The 21825-nt window shown below is 62.4% G+C and carries 19 protein-coding genes and 1 tRNA gene; 7 read left to right on the top strand and 13 right to left on the bottom strand.

Features of this window, described 5'->3' with window-relative positions:
* Position 1: 1 nt before the first annotated feature.
* Positions 2-787 (bottom strand): hypothetical protein, encoded by a 786-nt coding sequence (locus tag NX784_RS10600; protein ID WP_258816611.1) that lies wholly within the window; start codon positions 785-787, stop codon positions 2-4.
* 394 nt (positions 788-1181) lie between these two features.
* The gene (locus NX784_RS10595; RefSeq protein WP_258816610.1) at positions 1182-1553 is read right to left on the bottom strand and encodes a hypothetical protein; all 372 of its coding nucleotides are present in this window, start codon (positions 1551-1553) and stop codon (positions 1182-1184) included.
* Positions 1554-1895: 342 nt separating this feature from the next.
* On the opposite strand from NX784_RS10595, the gene NX784_RS10590 reads away from it, so the two are divergent.
* Positions 1896-2336, top strand: a complete 441-nt coding sequence (locus NX784_RS10590; RefSeq protein WP_258816609.1) for a hypothetical protein — start codon at positions 1896-1898, stop codon at positions 2334-2336.
* Positions 2326-3330 carry a phage integrase gene (locus tag NX784_RS10585; RefSeq protein ID WP_258816608.1) on the top strand — a complete coding sequence of 335 codons (1005 nt, stop codon included), beginning with the start codon at positions 2326-2328 and terminating at the stop codon, positions 3328-3330. The genes NX784_RS10590 and NX784_RS10585 overlap by 11 nt, the downstream gene beginning before the upstream one ends.
* A gap of 459 nt (positions 3331-3789) precedes the next feature.
* On the opposite strand, the gene NX784_RS10580 is transcribed toward NX784_RS10585, so the two are convergent.
* The 7 genes from NX784_RS10580 to ybiB all read right to left on the bottom strand — a co-directional run bounded on the left by NX784_RS10580 (position 3790) and on the right by ybiB (position 11586).
* Positions 3790-3868 (bottom strand) — tRNA-Ile (locus NX784_RS10580).
* Positions 3869-3967: 99 nt separating this feature from the next.
* The gene (gene rpoD / locus NX784_RS10575) at positions 3968-6178 is read right to left on the bottom strand and encodes an RNA polymerase sigma factor RpoD (protein WP_258816607.1); all 2211 of its coding nucleotides are present in this window, start codon (positions 6176-6178) and stop codon (positions 3968-3970) included.
* Between the two features lie 268 nt (positions 6179-6446).
* Positions 6447-8249 (bottom strand): DNA primase, encoded by a 1803-nt coding sequence (dnaG, locus tag NX784_RS10570; protein WP_258816606.1) that lies wholly within the window; start codon positions 8247-8249, stop codon positions 6447-6449.
* Positions 8250-8396: 147 nt separating this feature from the next.
* A complete protein-coding gene (locus NX784_RS10565; RefSeq protein WP_166865565.1) occupies positions 8397-8846 on the bottom strand; it encodes a GatB/YqeY domain-containing protein in 450 nt (149 codons plus the stop codon).
* A gap of 129 nt (positions 8847-8975) precedes the next feature.
* Positions 8976-9188, bottom strand: coding sequence for a 30S ribosomal protein S21 (rpsU, locus tag NX784_RS10560; RefSeq protein WP_005665410.1), 213 nt, complete (start codon positions 9186-9188; stop codon positions 8976-8978).
* A gap of 105 nt (positions 9189-9293) precedes the next feature.
* Positions 9294-10505 (bottom strand): BaiN/RdsA family NAD(P)/FAD-dependent oxidoreductase, encoded by a 1212-nt coding sequence (locus NX784_RS10555; protein WP_258816605.1) that lies wholly within the window; start codon positions 10503-10505, stop codon positions 9294-9296.
* A gap of 118 nt (positions 10506-10623) precedes the next feature.
* Positions 10624-11586: a DNA-binding protein YbiB gene (gene ybiB, locus NX784_RS10550; protein WP_258816604.1), complete on the bottom strand. Its 963-nt coding sequence runs from the start codon at positions 11584-11586 to the stop codon at positions 10624-10626.
* A gap of 123 nt (positions 11587-11709) precedes the next feature.
* Here ybiB and NX784_RS10545 point away from each other — a divergent pair, with 123 nt between their 5' ends.
* Both NX784_RS10545 and tsaD read left to right on the top strand, forming a co-directional pair.
* Positions 11710-12768, top strand: a complete 1059-nt coding sequence (locus NX784_RS10545) for a 3-deoxy-7-phosphoheptulonate synthase (protein WP_441295341.1) — start codon at positions 11710-11712, stop codon at positions 12766-12768.
* Positions 12769-12942: 174 nt separating this feature from the next.
* Positions 12943-13980 (top strand): tRNA (adenosine(37)-N6)-threonylcarbamoyltransferase complex transferase subunit TsaD, encoded by a 1038-nt coding sequence (gene tsaD, locus NX784_RS10540; protein WP_258816602.1) that lies wholly within the window; start codon positions 12943-12945, stop codon positions 13978-13980.
* Positions 13981-14061: 81 nt separating this feature from the next.
* Here the strand turns inward: tsaD and NX784_RS10535 are convergent, their stop codons facing one another.
* From NX784_RS10535 to NX784_RS10525, 3 genes are read right to left on the bottom strand one after another with little or no spacing between them, the layout of a single operon-like run.
* On the bottom strand, positions 14062-14868 hold the full coding sequence (locus NX784_RS10535) for an ABC transporter ATP-binding protein (RefSeq protein WP_258816601.1): 807 nt from the start codon (positions 14866-14868) through the stop codon (positions 14062-14064).
* Positions 14865-15728 (bottom strand): nitrate ABC transporter permease, encoded by an 864-nt coding sequence (gene ntrB / locus NX784_RS10530; RefSeq protein WP_258816600.1) that lies wholly within the window; start codon positions 15726-15728, stop codon positions 14865-14867. Before ntrB ends, NX784_RS10535 begins: the two co-directional genes overlap by 4 nt.
* A gap of 13 nt (positions 15729-15741) precedes the next feature.
* Positions 15742-16974 (bottom strand): CmpA/NrtA family ABC transporter substrate-binding protein, encoded by a 1233-nt coding sequence (locus tag NX784_RS10525; RefSeq protein ID WP_258816599.1) that lies wholly within the window; start codon positions 16972-16974, stop codon positions 15742-15744.
* Positions 16975-17316: 342 nt separating this feature from the next.
* On the opposite strand from NX784_RS10525, the gene NX784_RS10520 reads away from it, so the two are divergent.
* The 3 genes from NX784_RS10520 to NX784_RS10510 all read left to right on the top strand — a co-directional run bounded on the left by NX784_RS10520 (position 17317) and on the right by NX784_RS10510 (position 21123).
* Positions 17317-19413 (top strand): bifunctional 2',3'-cyclic-nucleotide 2'-phosphodiesterase/3'-nucleotidase, encoded by a 2097-nt coding sequence (locus NX784_RS10520; protein ID WP_258816598.1) that lies wholly within the window; start codon positions 17317-17319, stop codon positions 19411-19413.
* Between the two features lie 6 nt (positions 19414-19419).
* The gene (locus NX784_RS10515; RefSeq protein ID WP_258816597.1) at positions 19420-20157 is read left to right on the top strand and encodes a tetratricopeptide repeat protein; all 738 of its coding nucleotides are present in this window, start codon (positions 19420-19422) and stop codon (positions 20155-20157) included.
* A 120-nt stretch (positions 20158-20277) separates the two neighbouring features.
* A complete protein-coding gene (locus NX784_RS10510; protein ID WP_258816596.1) occupies positions 20278-21123 on the top strand; it encodes an endonuclease/exonuclease/phosphatase family protein in 846 nt (281 codons plus the stop codon).
* 21 nt (positions 21124-21144) lie between these two features.
* Here NX784_RS10510 and NX784_RS10505 read toward each other — a convergent pair whose 3' ends face one another.
* A complete protein-coding gene (locus NX784_RS10505; protein WP_307735939.1) occupies positions 21145-21813 on the bottom strand; it encodes a DsbA family oxidoreductase in 669 nt (222 codons plus the stop codon).
* Positions 21814-21825 lie beyond the last annotated feature (12 nt).

Genomic DNA, 21825 nt, shown 5'->3' with positions numbered 1-21825 from the left:
CCTAAACAAAGTTCAACATTCCGCCCAACTCGGGCAAAGCACTATTACGGGCTGCCTCAAGCAAGCTCCCCAACCCGCACTCTCGAACTGCACGATCAAAATAATGATCTGAAACCTTTCCGATAACCTCACCGACCCCAACACTGTTCGCATCAATAAAATCGTCGAGTCGAGTTGGCATACCCAACTCTTTGAGCAACTTTGCTGCAGGCATCAAGCTGATCGCGGATTTCCCCTTCGTAGCTCGCAAATACTCGATCCACAACTTGGCTGTTGGGCTATCTTTTCCGCGAATAATTGCATCTTCCAACAACTCCCAAGGTGTAAGAGAATCTTGTACCCGACCTTGCTTCGAGCGCCCCTCTGTCATTTCCTTCGCCAACGACCAGTTACGCTCACGATCAAACTTGGTAAGGTATTCACTTGCATCCCATGCAGCACGAACATCCACGCCTATACGCCGGTTTTCTCCCGTACGTTTATCCCTATAAAACTGGACAGCAGACATTCCTTCCTTAGTCAAAGCGTTCAACCACGGATCAAAGAGTTCGTCAGCAAGTTTGTTGGGATCAGGTGCGGCTAAATCGAAGAACCACGCATCATGCTGGTGTGCATGCCACCCCTTTGAACCGTAAGTAATTTCTGTCGCACTGACAGAACCAGTGCGAGAAGCTGCGAGATGACGATAAGTCCGTGATTGAGTAAGATTCCGTTTAGCGGCCTTCAGGCCAACAAGCAGCTTTTCAAGCGGGTCGGAGATCGTATGGGCAGCGGTATAAGTCACCATCACAGCGCTTCCTCCACGTTCATGAACAGCGGTGAAGATTGCTCCAATTTGTTCTGCGCGTCGCCGCATGACTTTCGCGCAACAAATTGGACATCCCCATACATTCCCGCATCGCATGAGTCCAGAAAAACCCACAGTAGGACCATTACGGTAAATTCTGGCGACATCCTCAACTGGCTCACGACAGCAAATAGACACCCGGAATTCAGAACGAAGCTTAACTTCGCCGGTCTCTCTATCGACTCGCTCTCGCCAAAACGGGTATACAAGAGATTGACAGCCGGATAACAACAAATAACGACGGACACGCAAGGCTGCTGGATCGAGCGAAGGAACCGCGCGGTTGTCACCCAAGTGCCTGACGCCAACCGGCAACGTACGGACAAAATCAGCATCACGCACAAGTCCCCTTTTCAAACATCACAAACTCCGCCGACAACCTATTTGGTATAGATTTACCTAGAAGGTCGCTGCGCTCCCCGTGCTCCTGGCTGTCCTCGCTTGCGCTGCGGGCAGGCAGTCGCACGGCGAGACGCGTCGACCGCACTTCACTGCCTACAAAACGGCCCGCAGCAACAGCAGTTTTCAAATGTTCATAGACCCCCTTCCACACGGGGTCGGCGCGCATTTCTGCTCGGGCAGGAGCATCCCACCACCTCAATCGATCAACATTGCTGCTGCTTTTCGATTGATTAGCAAGAGGCGGCGTCTCTGCGAAAACGGCACCAAACATGTCAGGCGTGAACAAGTCGCTTGGCTGTTTCACAAAGAGAACTCCAGAGCACGCTCGGCGGCCTTAACGCGGATCGCCTCAACGTTCACGAAAACTCGCTTGCCCACCGTGATTTGAGGCCAATAGCCACGCTCGCACTGGCTGACGAATACGCCGAGTGGCAGGCCTACTGCTTGAGCGAAGGCCTCTCGAGTCATGATCGGAGTTGACATGTTGAAAACGTTAGTAGAATGATTGCTCATGTTTGAACTAATTTCAAAGTTTATCGAACCCAATGCGACGTAATGTACGCATAATTTCGAATTCCTGCAAGAAATTTTCGAACTGAGTTCAAAGAGATGTATGATTCTGTGCAAAGTCTCTAGGAGAACAGGTATGGACCGTGTGAAAGCACTTGATGAGCGGCTGCGTGAACTTGTGGATGCGAATGCAAAACGCACTCGACGCAACGCAGACCTTGAAGAACTTACAAGAATTCCTGCCAGCGCTTGGGCAAGCTGGTGGGCCGGACGTGCACGACCTTCAGCAGAGATGCTGTCAGCGGTGTGCTCGATTTGGCCGGAGTACTCCCTTTGGCTGATGACCGGAGCAACTGATCGAGTCGGTGGTCAAATCAGTCCGTCCACGCAAGAAGAGCAGAGACAAGAGACAACAAAGCGTTATCTTCGACGATTGACCGAACTTACCACATTGAAAATAGGCTGGCGGCAGGAAGGTGGCGGAGGCGATTTCAGTGACTGGGAAATCGAAGAACTCGGAGCATTAGAGAAAATCCGGAGCAACGACCTAAAACGCAGGCTGCAAAATGTCGATTAAACAAACAAGTGCTGGCTGGACAGTAGATATACAGCCAGGTGGCCGGGGCGGGAAGCGGCTTCGAAAATCGTTTAACACGAAAGCTGAAGCGAAAGCATATGAGGCATGGGTAAAAACTCAGGTCACGCAAGACAACGCATGGGAACCGAAGAAAAAGGACCCGCGCCGGCTCTCGGAACTTGTGAACCTCTGGTATGAACATCACGGCAAAGAATTGCGAGCAGGCGCGGACACACACAAGCGGCTTGTTGCGATGTGCGCGGCAATGGGCAATCCGTTGGCCGAAACGTTTAAGGCGAGCGACTTCGTAGAATATCGGACTCAACGACTCGCGGCAGGGATTTCTGCAAACAACATGAATCATGAGCATGCATACTTGCGGGCGGTCTTCAACGAGCTGGAACGCCTCGGCTTCTGGACTTTAGGGAATCCGCTGGGAAAACTACGTCAACTCAAGATTTTGCAGAACGAACTTTCTTACCTCACCTCGGAGCAAATCGAAACCTTACTGGACAGCCTTGCGGCCAGCCGGAACCCGCATGTTGCACTTGTGACGAAAATTTGTCTCAGCACCGGCGCACGGTGGAGCGAAGCGGAAGAGCTGCAAATCTCGCAAGTCAGAAACGGGCAAATTCAGTTCGCAAAAACGAAATCAGGCAAGGTCCGATCTGTGCCAATCTGCGACGACCTTGAACGTGCGATCAATGAACACTACACGAAACACGGCACTGGAGAACGAATCTTCGGTTATGCATTTTCAGCATTCAGAGAAGGACTCGAACGAACTGGCATCACACTTCCCGAGGGCCAACTCACCCACTCGCTTAGACATTCGTTCGCCAGCCACTTTATGATTAATGGCGGAAATATCATCGCATTGCAACGAATCCTAGGACACGCAAGCCTGACGATGACAATGCGTTACGCACACTTAGCTCCAGAACACTTGGAAGAAGCAAGAAGACTGAATCCACTGACACTTCGAACAGCCTAAATAACCGATCCTCAGTGAGAACTGGCCTTCCACCTCATGTAGAAATCGAGAGTACGCGCTCAATCGAGACCTACTGGCCCTCGACCGTACCAGTCTCCGTTGGCCCAAGCTATCCAGTCCCAAACAAAAGCACATTGACCTAGCGAATCACCAACGGGACATGCACTTCCAGTCAGTGCACGTTCAAACTGCGTCTTCCATGGCTCAGGAATACTGCCAAGTGCAATTTTATAGGGTCGCCCTTCACGCGTGTAGACAGGTACAGCTGCGATCAGTTCATCCTTTGTCATTTCTATCGCCCTTTGTGCTTTTCGATCATTCTACGCACATCACGGCCCAAAACCGCGTTGACGATTCGTTGACAAAGCCTTGGAGACGAGCACAAAGTCTTACCGAATTAACCATGAAAAAAGCCCTTGCGATTTCTCGTAAGGGCTTGATTTCAAAACAAAAGTTGATTGGTAGGCCTCCCCGGAGTCGAACCGGGCACCAACGGATTATGAGTCCGCTGCTCTAACCAGGCATGAGCTAGAGGCCCGAAACTGGTACATCCGAAGACGCTAAAAACTCGCCACTTGCGGTCGCGGTGCGCCCGAAGTGGCGAGAGGATATTGTTTTAGCGTAGGTACGTCAAGCCTCAGCCGCTGTTGTTCTCGAGGAAGCTCTTCAGCTTGTCGGAACGCGACGGGTGGCGCAGCTTGCGCAGTGCCTTCGCTTCGATCTGGCGGATGCGCTCGCGGGTGACGTCGAATTGCTTGCCGACTTCTTCCAGCGTGTGGTCCGTCGACATCTCGATGCCGAAGCGCATGCGCAGCACCTTGGCTTCGCGCGGCGTCAGCGAGTCGAGCACGTCCTTGACGACGCCACGCATCGAGGCATGCAGCGCGGCATCCGACGGCGCCAGCGTGTTGTTGTCCTCGATGAAGTCGCCCAGATGCGAATCGTCGTCGTCGCCGATCGGCGTTTCCATCGAGATCGGCTCTTTCGCGATCTTCATGATCTTCCGGATTTTGTCTTCCGGCATTTCCATCTTGATCGCGAGCGTCGCCGGATCGGGCTCGGCGCCCGTCTCCTGCAGGATCTGGCGCGAGATCCGGTTCATCTTGTTGATCGTTTCGATCATGTGCACCGGAATACGGATCGTGCGCGCCTGGTCCGCGATCGAACGGGTGATGGCCTGGCGGATCCACCACGTCGCATACGTCGAGAACTTGTAGCCGCGACGGTATTCGAACTTGTCCACCGCCTTCATCAGGCCGATGTTGCCTTCCTGGATCAGGTCGAGGAATTGCAGGCCGCGGTTCGTGTACTTCTTCGCGATCGAGATGACGAGACGCAAGTTCGCTTCCGTCATTTCGCGCTTGGCCTTGCGCGCCTTCATTTCACCGGCCGCCATCTGGCGGTTGATGTTGCGCAGGTCCGGCAGCGGCAGGACGACGCGGGCTTGCAGGTCGATCAGGCGTTGCTGCAGTTCTTTAATCGTCGGGATATTGCGGCCGAGGATCGCGCTGTAGGCGTGGCCGGCGTTCACTTCGCCGTCGACCCACTCGAGGTTCGTCTCGTTGCCCGGGAAGACCTTGATGAAGTGGGCGCGCGGCATGCCGCAGCGGTTCACGGCCACGTCCAGGATCTGCTTCTCGATGTGGCGCACTTCGTCGACCTGGCCGCGCAACGTATCGCACAGCTTTTCGACGACCTTCGCGGTGAAGCGGATGCCGAGCAGTTCGTTCGAGATCGCTTCCTGGGCCTTGATGTAGCCGTCGGAATTGTAGCCCTGCTTCTCGTAGGCCTTGCGCATCTTGTCGAACTGCTGTTCGATTTCGCGGAATTTATCGAGGGCCGAATTCTTCAGCTGCTCAAGTTGCTCGGCGGAATAGCCGGCGGCGCCGGAGCTCGCGCCCGCCTCTTCTTCCTCTTCCTCTTCTTCCTCTTCCTCGTCGTCTTCCTCGTCGTCGTCGGACTCGGTGGCGGCCGGGGCGACGGCGCTCGGCGACGTCGATTCGTCATCGTCCGCATCGACCATGCCGTCGACGATTTCGTCGATCTTGATCTCGTCGTTCTCGATGCGGCGGGCGGCGTCGATGATTTCGGCGATCGTCACCGGGCAGGCGGAGATCGCCTGGATCATGTCGCGCAGGCCATCCTCGATGCGCTTGGCGATCTCGATCTCGCCTTCGCGGGTCAGCAGCTCGACGGAGCCCATCTCGCGCATGTACATGCGGACGGGGTCGGTGGTGCGGCCGAAATCGGAGTCGACGGTCGACAGCGCCGCCTCGGCCGCGGCCTCGGCTTCGTCGTCGCTGGTGACGGTGGCGACGTTATCGGAGAGCAGCAGCGTTTCGGCATCGGGCGCGTGCTCGTAGACAGCGATGCCCATGTCGTTGAACGTGCCGATGATGCCTTCGATTGCTTCCGGATCGACGATGTTATCGGGCAGATGGTCGTTGATCTCGGAATACGTGAGGAAGCCGCGCTCCTTGCCCGACTTGATCAGGGCCTTGAGCTTCTGGCGGCGGATTTCCAGTTCCTCTTCGCTCGCTTCCGTGTCCGACGAGAACGCGTCTTTCAGCAGCGCTTTTTCCTTGGCCTTGCGGTCCTTGGCCTTGGCCTTGTCGACCGCTTTCAGCTCGGCGCGCTCGACCGCGTTCAGTGCGGCGACTTCATCGTTCTCGGGGGTAAATTCCTTGGGTTTGCGGCCACGCCGGCCTGGCACCTTGACGGCCGGCAGCACGTAACCCGACGTGTCGATCGCGGCGAGGGCTTCCGCGTCGGTCGTCTGGTTGACTGGGGCGACACCCGCAACGCGAGCTTCCGCCTTGTCTTGCGAATTGTCCACTTTTGCGGACATTCTGGTGGATTTAGTAGCCACTTTGGTTTCGGGTTTCTTGGTTGGCACAGGCGCTTTCGAAGTCACAACGACCACTTTACTATGGTTAAAGATAAAGTTTTGTTACCTTACATCACGCTGCAGCCACGCACTGTGGCCTAGCTAACTGAAACACCCAGCCCGAATTGTCACGAAAAATCGTTTCAATGCTTGCAATAGTTAGCGTTTTATTATAGCACGCGCCCCTGTTCTTTCCAGTCGAGAACGCCGCCCTGGCGCCGCTCCCCGTTCAGGCGAATTTCGCAGGGGTGTCGTTGGCTTCCTCGCGCTCCAAGAGCTGCTGCTGAGCTGTGATTTCGCGATAGCGGGCACTCACCTGATCTGGGGTCAATCCGGAAGAAAACAACTGGTTCAACTCCTGTTTGAGCACGTCCTTCTTGACTTGCCTCACAGCACTTACGAGCCAGATTCGATCGGCCTCGCTATCCGATTCGGGTTCCACTGCGATAGCCGCGATGAGGTTGTCGTAGTCCGAACTCGTCTCCTTCAATTGCTCCGACAATGCGGCGAACGTCCCGTTCGCGCCCAATGCCTGCGCCATGGCCACGAGCTGGCGCAAGCGCTCGGCTTGCTCGACGCCAAAATGGTCGAAGGCGCGCATTGCCGACTCGTCCAGCCCGAGCGCCAGCGCCGGATGCGCGACGAGGATGCGCGACATCTGCAATTCCAGGCCCACCGGCTCCGGCCGGCCCTGGCGCGGTGGCGCCTTGCGCGCGACGGCGACCGGCTTGGACAGCTCGAACAACGCTTCGATCTCCGCCGGCGTTGACTCCGTCAGGTTCGCGAGGCCACGCACGATCTGCAGGCGCAGCGCCGTCGGCGTCATCGATTGCAGCAGCGGTTTCGCATCGAACTGGACGCGTGCCCGGCCTTCCGGCGTGTCGAGGTCGTGTTCCGTCGTCACTTCGCGCAGCAGGAATTGTGACAAAGGCATCGCTTCGTTGATTTCCTGGGCGAATGCGTCTGCACCAAATTCGCGCACATAGCTGTCCGGATCATGTTCTTGCGGCAAGAACAGGAACCGGATCGTCTTGTTGTCCGTCACTTGTGGCAGGCAGGCTTCCAGCGCGCGGCGGGCGGCGCGGCGGCCGGCTTTGTCGCCGTCGAAGCTGAAGATGACGTTGTCCGTCTGACGCAGCAGCTTTTGCACGTGCGTGCTGGTGCACGCGGTGCCGAGCGTGGCGACGGCTTGCGGAAAGCCGAGCTGGGCCAGGGCGACGACGTCCATATAGCCTTCCGTCACCAGTACGTAGCCGGCGTCGCGGATCGCCTGGCGCGCCTCGAACAAGCCGTACAGCTCGTGCCCCTTCTGGAACAGCGGGGTTTCCGGCGAGTTCAGGTATTTTGGTTCGCCGCCGTCGAGCACGCGGCCGCCGAAACCGATCACCTGCCCTTTCGTGTTCCGGATCGGGAACATGATCCGTTCGCGGAAGCGGTCGTAGCGCTTTTTATTGTTGCCGTCCTCGTCCACCTTGTCGATGACGAGGCCGGACTCGACGAGCGCGACGGCGTCGTAATCGGCGAATACGGAGCGCAGGTTGTCCCAGCCGCCGGGCGCGTAGCCGAGACCGAAGCGAGCGGCCACTTCACCCGTCAGGCCGCGGCCCTTCAGGTAGGCGATGGCGTTCGGCGCGGCGCGCAACTGGGCGCGATAAAAATCGCAAGCCTGGGTCAACGCGTCCGACAGGGCCAGGGTCTGCGCCTGCTGGGCGGCGCGCTGGGCCGGCGGGATCTTGTCGTCGGCCTGGGGCACGATCATGCCCACGCTTTGCGCAAGGTCCTTGACGGCGTCGACGAACCCCATGCCCGAGTATTCGATCATGAAGCCGATGGCGGTGCCGTGCGCGCCGCAGCCGAAACAGTGATAGAACTGCTTGGTCGGGCTGACGGTAAAGCTGGGGGATTTTTCGTTGTGAAACGGACAGAGCCCCATGTAATTGGCGCCGCCCTTTTTCAGCTGCACGTAACGCCCTACCACGTCGACGATGTCGACGCGGTTGAGCAGATCGGTAATGAATGATTGCGGAATCACTTGATCTAACAGTATTTGTCTCAGGTCAGACTATACCGCAGGGCTCGTTACAAGTTGATTTGCAACAATGCAACATGGCGTTGCCGCTCCGGCGCATCAAAAACAGACACGGCCGTGGCGGCGATGCCGCAGCCGTGTCGTGGCGGGTCAGCCGCCTGCCAGCGCTTTCTTGACCTGGGCCGAGACGGCCGTCATGTCGGCACGACCGGCCAGTTTCGGCTTCAGGATGCCCATCACCTTGCCCATGTCCTGCGGACCCGCGGCGCCCGATGCGGCGACGGCGGCGGCCACTTCGGCGGCGACTTCCTCATCCGACAGTCCGGCCGGCATATAGGTCGACAGCACGGCCAGTTCCGACTTTTCCTTGTCGGCCAGGTCCTGACGGCCACCATTCTCGAACTGGGTGATCGAATCCTTGCGCTGCTTGATCATCTTTTCGACGATGGCCACCACCTGCGCATCGTCCACCTCGACGCGCTCATCCACTTCCTTGCGCTTGATCTCGGCGATCAACAGGCGGATGGTGGAGAGGCGCTCGCTGTCCTTCGCGCGCATGGCGGCTTTCATGTCGTCGGTGATTTGGTCTTTCAAGCTCATGGAAACTCCATTCGATAGGGGCAAAAGGCAAAACCCGCTGCGGCACAACCGGAGCGGGCTTCGTCGGATTCAGGCCTTGCATAACCGGGACTGGCAATCGGCCGTCACCGGATCAGGCGTGAATGTAAATCAGTACAGCTTCTTCGGCAGTTGCTGGCTGCGGATGCGCTTGTAGTGACGCTTCACGGCAGCGGCCAGCTTGCGCTTGCGCTCTGCAGTCGGCTTCTCGTAAAACTCGCGTGCGCGCAGTTCCGTCAGCAGACCGGTTTTTTCGATAGTGCGCTTGAAGCGACGCATAGCGACTTCGAACGGCTCGTTTTCTTTAAGGCGGATAGTGGTCATGTAAAAATGAAACCGTTGGATTTAGGGAAGAACGAAATTCTAACAGCTTTTCTGGCGTCGTGCGAAGTTTTTCATCAATGTGCAAAGTTGCTACATGCCACCGGTTTACTCGATCGCCCCGCCCGCCGCGACGCCGGAAGCCCATGCCCACTGGAAGTTGTAGCCGCCGAGCCGGCCCGTGACGTCGACCGTTTCGCCAATGAAATACAGGCCCGGGATATTGTTCGCCATCATCGTTTGCTGCGACAGCTCGCGCGTGTCCACGCCACCCAGGGTCACCTCGGCCTTTTTATAGCCTTCCGATCCTGTGGGCACGATCGCCCAGCGATTGATGGCATCGCCCAGTTTGCGCAATTTCGCGTCCGCCATGTCAGGCAGGCGTGCATCCAGTGCGAAACCGTTGCCGGTCAACAGGCCTTCCGCCAAGCGCGTGGGCAGCCACTGCGACAGGACATTCCCCAACTGCTTCTTGACCGTCGTCTTCATGCCGATCAGCTCTTCCGCCACGTCCATTTCCGGCAGCAGGTTCAGCGTGATGGGCGTGCCCGGCTGCCAAAAGCTGGAAATCTGCAGGATCGCGGGGCCGGACAGGCCGCGGTGCGTGAACAATAAATCTTCGCGGAAATAGCCATACTTCGCGTTCTTGCCCTTTTTGGTTCCCGTCGTCACGTCCACTTCGAGCGCGATGCCGGCCAGCGGCACGAACGGCTGCCAGCTGGGGCCGTCGAACGTCAGGGGCACGAGGCCGGGGCGCGTCTCGACGATCTTCAGGTCGAAGTGCTTCGCGATGCGGTAGCCCAGGTCGGTGGCGCCGATCTTCGGGATCGACAGGCCGCCCGTTGCGACGACGACATTGCTCGCGAAGATAGGCTCGCCGTCCGTGTCGATGCGGAATCCTTCGGCCGACTTGGTGACGGAGGCTACCTTGCATGGCATGCGCCACTGCACGCCGCCGGCGTCGCATTCGGCCTTCAGCATGGTGATGATCTGTTCGGACGAGTCGTCGCAGAACAGCTGGCCGCGGTGTTTTTCGTGATACGCGATGCGATGCTTTTTCACCAACGCGAGAAAATCGTATGGCGTGTAGCGCGACAAGGCGCTGCGGCAGAAATGCGGATTCTCGGACAGGAAGTTCTGCGGGCCGGCGTTGACGTTGGTGAAATTGCAGCGGCCGCCGCCCGAGATGCGGATCTTTTCGGCCAGCTTGGCCGCGTGGTCGATCAGCAGGACGCGCTTGCCGCGCTTCGCCGCTGTGGCGGCGCACATCATGCCGGCGGCGCCGGCGCCGATGATCGCCACGTCGTAGTGTTTTGCCATGCCTCTTCCGTTTATCGCGCGCAAAAGGCGAGATTGTACGGGTTATTTGAGGCGAGTTGAACGCGTGGGCGGCGTTGATGGCGCGGCGACCCGCTCGATCGCGGCGGAGCCGCCCACCCTACCGCAATGCTTTGGCGACTTTCATGCACTGCGCCACCTGCGCCGCGATCGGCGGCGGCACGGGCTGCTCGCCCCGCAGCGCGCGCGCGATCCAGTCGGCGGTGGCGGCCGCGTCGCGGCCGTCCGGCGCCGGGGCCAGTTCGTCGGTCGGGGCATCGCGTTCGACCAGCAGCGTCTTTTGTCCGGCGTGGAACCAGTTGATTTCCTGGGCGCGGTTGGCGTTCGCCACGGTCTCCCCTTCCGTGCCGCGCATGAGGAACGCGTCGCCGCGTGCGTGCGGGGCGGCCGTCCCGAAGTACTCGGTCAGCATCGCCAGGTATTCCGGGTGCGTGTACGACACGAGCCGCAGTGCCGGGCCCTCGAACGGCTGCAGGATCTTGACGAGCGTGTGCGTGGAATTGCGCACGCCGAGGATGCGGCGCAGCGACAGCTGGTGCGCCAGCTCCGGCGCCAGCAACTCGATCGGCATGAAGCACGGGCGACCGTTCGCGAAGGCGTCGAGCATGTCCGCCGTGGAGCCCACGGGGCCGATGCCCATCTCGGCGAAGATCTCGGCCGTCGTCACGCGGCCCGGGTCCTGCTGCACGCCGTGCACGAGCACGGGCACGCCCTCGCGCGCGAGCAGCAGCGCCAGTAAAGGTGTCAGATTGGCCAGCTTGCGCGCGCCGTTGTAGCTGGGGATGAGCACGGGCGCGAACTCGCCCGGCGGTGCGGGCAGCGGCGCGAACGAGCTTTCCGCCGCGTCCATGAAGCCGGCGATTTCTTCCACCGATTCGCCCTTGATGCGCATCGCGAGCAGGATGCCGCCCAGCTCCAGGTCGGACACGCGCCCGTCGAGCATCGCGCCGTACAGGAGCTTGGCATCGTCGCGCGACATGCTGCGCGCGCCTTTCACGCCGCGGCCGATCTCCTTGATGAAGCGGGCGGCCGGGAAGGATTCAGTGATGTTCGTCGTGTCCATACTGACAGCATACCATCGCCGCGCAGCGGCTCACAGATGCGACATTTTTGAGCAAGAGGATGCAGGGTGTAAGATTTCAGGCTAGACTCATTGATCCCTCCCGGAATAAATACGATTGCCATGCTGATCACGCCCGATATCGAAAACACCAACGTCACCTCGTTCGCGACCATGCCGACGCCCAGCGCGCTGCATAAAAAACTGCCGCTGACGGACAAGGCCTTCACCACCGTGATGAAGGGCCGCGAGACCCTGCGCAACATCCTCGACCGCAAGGACAAGCGCCTGTTCGTCGTCGTCGGCCCCTGCTCGATCCACGACCCCGTCGCGGGCCTCGACTATGCGCGTCGCCTGAAGGCGCTGCAGGCCGAAGTGGAAGACACGATGGTGCTCGTGATGCGCGTGTATTTCGAGAAGCCGCGCACGACGACGGGCTGGAAAGGCTATATCAACGACCCGTTCATGGACGACTCGTTCCGCGTCGAGGTCGGCATGGAGCGCGCGCGCCAGTTCCTGCTCGACGTGTGCGAGCTGGGCCTGCCGACCGCCACCGAAGCGCTCGACCCGATCTCGCCGCAATACCTGGGCGACCTGATCGCCTGGACCGCGATCGGCGCACGCACGACGGAATCGCAGACGCACCGCGAGATGTCGTCCGGCCTGTCCACGCCAGTCGGCTTCAAGAACGGCACCGACGGCGACGTGGGCATCGCCATCAACGCCGTGCTGTCGTCGTCCAGCCCGCACTCCTTCCTGGGCATCAACGACCAGGGCAGCGTGTCGATCGTGCGCACCCGCGGCAACGCCTACGGCCACGTCGTGCTGCGCGGCGGCGGCGGCCGTCCGAACTACGATTCCGTCTCCGTCGCGATCGCCGAGCAGGCTCTCAAGAAGGCCGGCCTGCCCGCCAACCTCGTCGTCGACTGCTCGCACGCGAACAGCTACAAAAAGCCGGAACTGCAGCCGCTCGTCATGTCCGACGTGATCCAGCAGATCAAGCACGGCAACCAGTCGCTCGTCGGCGTGATGATCGAATCGAACATCGTCGGCGGCAGCCAGCCGATTCCGAGCGACCTGTCGCAGCTGAAGTACGGCTGTTCCGTCACCGACGGCTGCATCGCCTGGGAAGATACGGAAGCCATGCTGCGCAGCGCGCACGCGGAGCTGCTGCAGCGGCCGTGATGCCTGCACGGCGCCCGTTCCGCGGCGGGCGTCGTGTGGTTGAACGCGTGGACGGCATCCACGCCGCCACAGCATCAATGTCGCGGTGTAGCCGCCCACCCTACGTTACAATGGCGGATTGCGCGCCGCCCCGGTGCGCCTGTCTTGTCTTCCTCATACTGTTCCTGCTTTCCCATGATTGTCCTCGGCGTCGAATCCTCCTGCGATGAAACCGGCCTGGCTCTGTACGACACGGAGCGCGGCCTGCTGGCCCACGCACTGCACTCGCAGGTCGCGATGCACGAGGAGTACGGCGGCGTCGTCCCTGAGCTGGCGTCGCGCGACCACATCCGGCGCGCACTGCCGCTGCTGGAACAGGTGCTCGCGAAGGCCGACCTGCCGATGGAACGCATCGACGCCATCGCCTACACGCAGGGCCCGGGCCTCGCGGGCGCGCTGCTCGTCGGGTCGTCAGTCGCGTGCAGCCTGGCGCTCGCGCTGGATAAACCCGTGCTGGGCGTGCACCATCTCGAAGGCCATCTGCTGTCGCCGCTGCTCGCGACCGAGCGGCCGGAATTCCCGTTCATCGCGTTGCTCGTGTCGGGCGGCCACACGCAGCTGATGCGCGTCGATGGCGTCGGCCGCTACACCTTGCTGGGCGAGACGCTGGACGACGCGGCCGGCGAAGCGTTCGACAAGTCGGCCAAGCTGCTGGGCCTCGGTTATCCGGGCGGCCCGGCGATCTCGCGTCTGGCGGAATTCGGCGATCCGGAAGCGTATAAGCTGCCGCGGCCGATGCTGCATTCGAAGGATTTCAACTTCAGCTTCTCGGGCCTAAAGACGGCCGTGCTGACGGTCGTGAGGAACAATGCTTCTGACATCGCCAACGTGTGCGAACAGGACAAGGCGAACATCGCGCGCGGCTTCGTCGATGCCATCGTCGACGTGCTGACGGCGAAGTGCGTGCTGGCGCTGAAGCACACCGGGCTGAAGCGCCTCGTGATCGCGGGCGGCGTGGGCGCGAACCGCCAGCTGCGCGCGTCGCTGAACGAGGCGGCGGCGAAGAAGCGCTTCAAGGTCTATTACCCGGAGCTGGAATTCTGCACGGATAACGGCGCGATGATCGCGTTCGCGGGCGCGCTGCGCCTGGAGCGCAACCCGGATGCGGCGCAGCGCGACTACGGGTTCAACGTGCGGCCGCGCTGGCCGCTGGACGAGATCGAGCCGGCTTGATTGACGGTCGGTGGGCACGGGGTGCACACCCTACGATCTGCACCCGACGATCTCGACGAGATCGAGCCGACTTAGAGCCTCTCAGGCCGCTTCCTTTGCCGGCCTTGCCTGCCGGTGATACAGGAACTCCAGCACGTGGGTCCGATACTCGTTGTAGAGCGCATCGTGCGCCAGCGCGACGCGCTCGCGCGGGCGCGCGAGGCGCACGTCCACGATCTCTCCGATGGTCGCGGCCGGACCGTTCGTCATCATCACGATGCGGTCCGACAGCAGCACCGCCTCGTCCACGTCGTGCGTGACCATCACCACCGTGGAACCGGTCTGGGCGACGATGCGCAGCAGCTCGTCCTGCAGATGGGCGCGGGTCAGCGCGTCGAGGGCGCCGAACGGTTCGTCCATCAACAGCACCTTGGGCTCCATCGACAGCGCGCGGGCGATGCCGACCCGCTGCTTCATGCCGCCCGAGATCTCGCTGGGCCGCTTCTGCGCCGCGTGCGCCAGGCCCACGAGAGCCAGCGCATCGGCAGTGCGCGCCCGCAGCTTGTCCTTCCCTTCGCGGTCGCCGAACACGCGTTCGACGGCGAGGTAGACGTTTTCGAAGCACGTCAGCCAGGGCAGCAGCGAATGGTTCTGGAAGACCACGGCACGCTCCGGCGCCGGTCCGGCGATCTCGCGGCCGGCGCAGATCAGGACGCCCTCCGTGGCGCGCGTCAGGCCCGCCAGCAGGTTCAGCAACGTGGACTTGCCGCAGCCCGAGTGCCCGATCAACGTGATGAACTCGCCGCGCGCCACTTTCAGGTTGACGTCGGTGAGGGCGTGGAAGCGGCCCTTGCGGGTGTCGAACAGCATCTCGACCTGTTGCACTTCGATGAATTTCGCTTCGCTCATGATCCACTCTCTTCGTAAGTGACGGCACGGGCCAGCGCGACCAGTGCCTGTTCCAGCACCAGCCCGACCACGCCGATGACGACGATGGCGACGAGGATGTGCGGCACGTTCAGGTTGTTCCACTCGTCCCACACCCAGAAGCCGATGCCCACGCCGCCCGTCAGCATCTCGGCCGCGACGATCACGAGCCACGCCGTGCCGATCGCCAGACGCACGCCGGTCAGCATGTACGGCAGCACGGCGGGCAGCAGGATCTTCGTGACGATCTTCCACTCGGACAGGTTCAGCACGCGCGCCACGTTCATGTAATCCTGCGGCACGCGCTGTACGCCGACGGCCGTGTTGATGACCATCGGCCAGATCGAGCAGATGAAGATGGTCCAGATGGCGGCCGGATTGGCGGCCTTGAACACGAGAAGGCCGATGGGCAGCCAGGCCAGCGGCGACACGGGGCGCAGCAGGCTGATGATGGGATTGAACATCGCGCCCAGGAAGCGCGAGCGGCCGATCAGGAAGCCCAGCGGGATGCCCACCGCCGCGGCGAGGCCGAAGCCCAGCGCCACGCGCTTGAGCGATGCGAGGATGTTCCAGCCGATGCCCTGGTCGTTCGGTCCGTTGCTGTAGAACGGATCGGCGAACAGTTTCACGGCGGCGTCCCACGTCACGGCGGGCGACGGGATGCTGCTGTTGTTCGCCGCGACGCCCTGCCAGATCAGCACCAGCAGCGCGAGGCCCAGCAGCGGCGGCAGCACCGCCAGCAGCACGGCGCGGCCGTTCGGCACGCGCAGCGCCAGGCCGCGCGGCAGGCGCACCGCCGGTTTGACGCGCGCGCCCGATCTCGAATTCACGACGGTATTCATGATGTCCTTTCCTTCAGACCTTGATCTTGAAAGCGGCGGCATACGCGGCCGGGTTCTTCCCGTCCCACACGACGCCGTCGAGCAGCTTCGCGGACCGCATGGGCGACTTCGGCACGGCGACCTTGGCCATCGCGGCCGCGTCGCGGTACACGCCGACCTGGTTGACGCTCGACGCCACCGCCAGGTAGTCGGGGTCGGACTTGAGCAGGCCCCAGCGGCGGTGCTGGGTCAGGAACCACATGCCGTCCGACAGGTATGGAAAATTGACGGCGCCGTCGTTGTAGAACTTCATGTAGTTCGGATCGTCCCACGTCTTGCCCAGGCCGTTCTGGTAGCGGCCCAGGATGCGCTGGTTGATCACGTCGACGGACGTGTTGACGTACGATTTGTCGGCGATGGTCTCGGCCATCTTGACCTTGTTCGACATGCTCGCATCGATCCAGCGGCTCGCTTCCAGCACGGCCGCGACGAGCGCGCGCGCCGTGTTCGGGTATTTCTTGACCCACTCGAGCGAAGTGCCCAGGGTCTTTTCCGGATGGTCCTTCCAGATGTCCTGCGTGGTCGCGGCGGTGATGCCCACGCCGTCCGCGATGGCGCGGTGGTTCCACGGTTCGCCCACGCAGAAGCCGTCCATGCTGCCGACCCGCATGGTCGCCACCATCTGCGGCGGCGGCACCGTGATCACCTTCGCGTCCTTCATCGGATTGATGCCGTAGCTCGCCAGCCAGTAGTACAACCACATCGCGTGGGTGCCGGTCGGGAAGGTCTGGGCGAAGCTGTATTCGCGCTTGTCCGTGCTCATCACTTTTGCCAGCGACGCGCCGTCCACGGCTTTAGCATCGGCCAGCTTCTTCGACAAAGTGATCGCCTGGCCGTTCTGGTTCAGGCCCATCAGCACCGCCATGTCCTTCTTCGGCCCGCCGATACCCATCTGCACGCCGTAGATCAGGCCGTACAGCACGTGCGCGGCATCCAGTTCGCCATTGACGAGCTTGTCGCGCACGCTGGCCCACGACGATTCCTTGCTGGGCACGATCTTGATGCCGTACTTCTTGTCGAAGCCCAGCACCGACGCCATCACCACGGACGCGCAGTCGGTCAGCGGAATGAAGCCCACCTTCACTTCCGTTTTCTCGGGTGCGTCGGAGCCGGCGGCGAACACCCCGCCGGAGACGAGTCCCGTGAGCGAAGCCGTGGCACCGGCGGCCAGCAGGCGGCGGCGGGTCTGATTGGTTGTATCGGTCATGTTGGTCCTTGTTGACTGCAAACGATAGAAGAGACAACGTCGGCGGGCGGAGTGGCCAGCTCCCGCGCCGTTACGGTCAATACAGCAAGTGCCATGCCAACAAGCAAAACAGTGCGCCGGCACCGTCGTTGTGCCGACGCACCAAGAAAGACGGGGGCTCACACCGATTGCGTGCGGCCAGGCGCACGGGCGTGCGAGACGGCGGCGCATCGACGTCCGGAACCGTGCAGCGTGCGTCGGCGTGGCGCACGCGGGGCACATGCGCGACTGTCACATCGTTGTCATCGAATCAAGATAGAGTGCGCCCGGTTTACTTCACAACCTCACAACGGACCCACGATCTTGAAACGTCACCACGTACTGCTCGCGGCCCTGGCCGCCGCCGGCCTCACCGGCTGCGGCGAGCCGTCCACGCCCGCCAACGTCATCCCCGAAGGCACGACCGTCAGCCTTGCCCTGCTCGAGACCACCGACATCCATTCGAACGTCCTGGGCTATAACTATTACTCGCTCGCCCCCGATGCCACCCTGGGCCTGGACCGCACGTCGACCCTGATCCAGCAGGCGCGCGCGGAGAACCCGAACAACCTGCTGTTCGACGACGGCGACGTCATCCAGGGCACGCTGTTGGGCGACCTGCAGGCCGTCACCTCGCCCGTGAAGTGCAGCGATACGCTCGCCGTGCACAAGGCGATGAACGCGCTGAAGTACGACGCGGGCGGCCTGGGCAACCACGAATTCAACTACGGCCTGCCGTTCCTCAGCCAGGTCACGAACACCGACTTCGGCATCCCCGGCGTGTCGAAACCGCCCGGCACCTGCGGCGGCCCGAACTTCCCGCTCGTGCTGTCGAACGTGACGGCGGTCGCCACCGGCAAGACGATCTACGATCCCTACCGCATCCTCGCGCGCACCTTCACGGCGACGAAGCCGAACGGCGAGACGATGCCCGTCACCGTCAACGTGGGCGTGATGAGCTTCGTTCCGCCGCAGATCCTCGACTGGGACCAGAAGAACCTGGCCGGCAAGGTCGCCGTCGGCGGCACCGTCGAAGCGGCGAAACAGTACGTGCCGGAGATGCGCGGCAAGGGGGCGGACCTCGTCGTCGCGCTGTCGCACGGCGGCCTCGACCCGAGCGCGTACAGCCCGAAGATGGAAAACCAGAGCTACCACCTGAGCACGACGGGCATCGACGCCCTGCTGATCGGCCACTCGCACCTCATCTTCCCGAAGGGGAAAGAAACGGGCGCCCCCGCGCTGGATCCGTCGTTCGCCGCGATCCCCGCCTCCGCCAACGTCGATGGAGTGAACGGCTTCGTCAACGGCGTGCCGACCGTGATGGCGCAGAGCTGGGGCCGGCGCCTCGGCATCGTCAGGATGACGCTCGCCTGGCAGGGCGGTAAATGGGTCGTGCAGCCGGCCCAGACGACCGTCGAGTCGCGCGGCTACAAATACAAGGACGGCACCACGAGCGTCGCCGCGGACCCGGCCATCGCGGCCGCCGTGCAAACGGAGCACGACGCCACGATCGCGTATGCGAAGCAGCCGCTGGGCGTGTCGACGGACTTCGAGATGTCCTCGTACTTCGCGCTTGTCGGCGACGTGTCCGCGATCCAGCTCGTGAACCAGGCGCAGATCGACTACGTGAAAAATGCCATCGCCACGAGCACGGACGCGACGCTGTCCAGCTACAAGAACATTCCCGTGATCTCGTGCAGCGCGCCGTTCAAGGCGGGACGCAACGGCGCGTCGGACTTCACGGACGTGGCGCCGGGCGCGACGCCGGCCTCCCCCGTCGGGCTGCAGGTGCGCAATCCGGGCGACCTCTACCTGTACAGCAACAACAACCTGCAAGCCGTCAAGATCAAGGGCTCGGACCTGAAGAACTGGCTGGAGACGGCCGCGAAACAGTTCGCGCAGATCAACCCGGCGGCGACCGGCGAGCAGGACCTCGTCCCGTCGTACGGCACGATCTATAACTACGACGTGTTCTATGCCGAGAACAACGCGTTGCAATACCAGATCGACGTGACGAAGCCCGCCGGCAGCCGCATCGTCAACCTCACGTACCAGGGCAAGCCGGTGGCGGACACGGACGACTTCATCGTCGCCACGAACGACTACCGCGCGGGCGGCGGCGGCAACTTTCCCGGCATCGACGGCAGCAAGACGATCATCAAGTCACCGGATGCGAATCAGGCCGTCGTCAGCAACTACCTGCAGAAGATCGGCGCGGCGACCGGCAAGGTCACCTTGGCCGCCAACGGCAGCGCGCGCAGCTGGAGCTTCGCGAAGACGGCGACGAACGGCCCCCTGGTCCTGCGCTCGGCGCCGGGCCACCTGGCACTCGCGCAGGCCGCAGGGCTTGGCGCCGTCACGGCCGAGGGTGCGCTCGACGCGAGCGGCTTCGCCAAGTACGCGATCGACCTGTCGAAATAAGCCGGCATGATGATCCCTCTCCACCGCGCACTGCTGCCGGCCGCGCTGCTTGCCGCGCTGCTTGCCGTGCTGCTCGCGGGCTGCGGGCGCGCCCCGCTGCCCGCCGAGATCGAAGCCGTCTCGATGGACGCTGTCCAGCGCGGCGACGAGGCCGCCGAGCGGCGCCTGCACGCCTGGGCCGACGACGGTATCCCCGTGGCCGAGCGCGAACTGGCCCTGCTGTACCGCGTGCGGCATCGGGAAGACCAGGCGCGCGGCCTGTTCCTGCGGGCCGCGCGCAACGGCGATGCGGACGCCGCATACCGGCTGGGCGACCTGGAACGCGAGCGCGCGCAGGACGACGGCACGAACGCGCGCGCCGCGCAGTGGTATCGCCAGGCCGCGCAGCAGGGTCACGCGAGGGCCGCGCTGGCACTTGCGCTGCTGCTCAAGAACGGTAGCGGCGTCCCTGTCGACAAGGCCGCGGCCGCGCACTGGCTGGGCGTGGCCGCGCGGGCGGGCGATGCACATGCGATGTTCCTGCTGTCGAACGCGTATGCGGATGGCGACGGCGTGGCGGCCGACCCGCGCCGCGCGCGCGACCTGCTGGAGCGCGCGGCCGACCACGACTACCCGGCCGCGCTCCAGCAGCTGGCCCTCGTCAAGCAGACGGGGGACGCGCTGACGCCGAAAGATCCGGCGGAGGCCGATCAGTTGCTGAAAGAGGCCGCGGAACACCGGCGAAGCAACGCACGCCGTTTCTGAAACGTGCCGTCCTGGACACGGTTCCAATGAACTTGTAAGCTTGACATCGATCCTACCGTGTGACCGCCATTCCGCAAAGAATGGCAAACTCTGGCAGTTGAGTTTTACGGAGGGCATCGAATGCGCGTGGTTAGCTGGAATATTCACTGGGGCTGTGGCAGGGACGGACGCATCCGCATCCACGCGATCATCGACGTGCTGCGCAAGCTGAATCCTGATGTGATCTGCCTGCAGGAAGTGGCTGCCAACCATCCGGAGCTGGAAGGCAGCGCCAGCGCCAGCCAGTTCAAGCAGCTTGCCGGCGCGTTTGGCGGCTACCACATGATCGAGCAGGCGCCGAGCGAAATCTATCGCAACAACCTGCCCCGCCAGTTCGGCAACATGCTGCTGTCCAAATTCCGCATCACGCAGGCGCAGCGGCATATGCTGCCGTGGCCCGTCGATCCGGAACACCCGGCCGGCATGCCGCGCGGGATCATCGAGACCGTGCTGGAAGCGCCCGGCGGCAAGCTGCGCGTGCTGACGACCCACCTCGAGTACTACTCGCCCGTGCAGCGCCGCGCGCAGGTGCGTCGCATCCGCGAGCTGCACGAGGAAGCGTGCGCCCGCGCGGCCGTGTACCAGCCCGATCCCGAGCTCGAGCCGCCGTGCCAGCTGGGCTTCCGGCCGGGCACCGCGATCTACTGCGGCGATTTCAATTTCGGCCCGGACTCGGAAGACTACCGGGCGCTGCTGGCGCCGCCGTCGGCCGGCTCGGTCGCCCTGCTGGACGCCTGGCGCGTGCGCCACGGCGACATGGCGCGCGCCCCGACGGCGGGCCTGCACGGCTTCAAATGGCCCGACAAGCCCGGCTGCTACGATTATTTCTTCGTCACCGAGGACCTGGCCGGGCGCGTCAACGACGTGAGCGTGCAGTCCGAGACGTCCGCCTCGGACCATCAGCCCATCGTTCTGGATATAACTTAAGCTGCGCTGGATCGGCCGGGCTTACGCGGCCGGTTCCTCGTCCTGCTCGAGTTCCTCGTCCTGCTGCGCGATCTGGCGCAGCGCCTGCTCGAACACCTCGGGCGGCTGGCCGCCGTTGATCAGGTGGCGCTGGTTGATGATGATCGCGGGTACCGAGTGGATGCCGGCGCGCTGCCAGTAGTATTCGAGCTGGCGCACCTCGTCGGCATACGCGTTCGATGCCAGCACGTGGCGCGCGGCCTCGACGTCGAGGCCCACCTCGCCCGCCGCGCGCAGCAGCACGTCGTGCGCGCCCGGGTTCTCCCCTTGCGTGAAATACGCCTCGAACAGCTTTTCCTTCAGCGCCTGCTGGCGGCCCTGGTCTTCCGCCCAGTGCAGCAGGCGGTGCGCGTCGAACGTGTTGTAGATGCGGCCGCGCAGGCCCATGTCGAACGTGAAGCCGACGGCCGCGCCGCGCTGGCGGATCATCTCGCGCGACTGTTCCTGCTGGGCGGGCGTGGCGCCGTATTTCTCGGTGAGGTGCTCGACGATGTCCTGGCCGGCGGGCCCCATGCCGGGGTTCAGCTCGAAAGGCTGGAAGTGCATGTCGACCGTAATCTCGTCGGACACCCGGTCCAGCGCCTGCTCGAGCGATTTCAATCCGATCACGCACCACGGACACGATACGTCCGACACAAAATCGATTCTCATCTGCTTGCTCAC

The organism is Massilia pinisoli (assembly GCF_024753285.1).
Lineage (GTDB): Bacteria > Pseudomonadota > Gammaproteobacteria > Burkholderiales > Burkholderiaceae_D > Telluria > Telluria pinisoli.
This window is presented reverse-complemented; position numbering and strand designations above follow the sequence as displayed.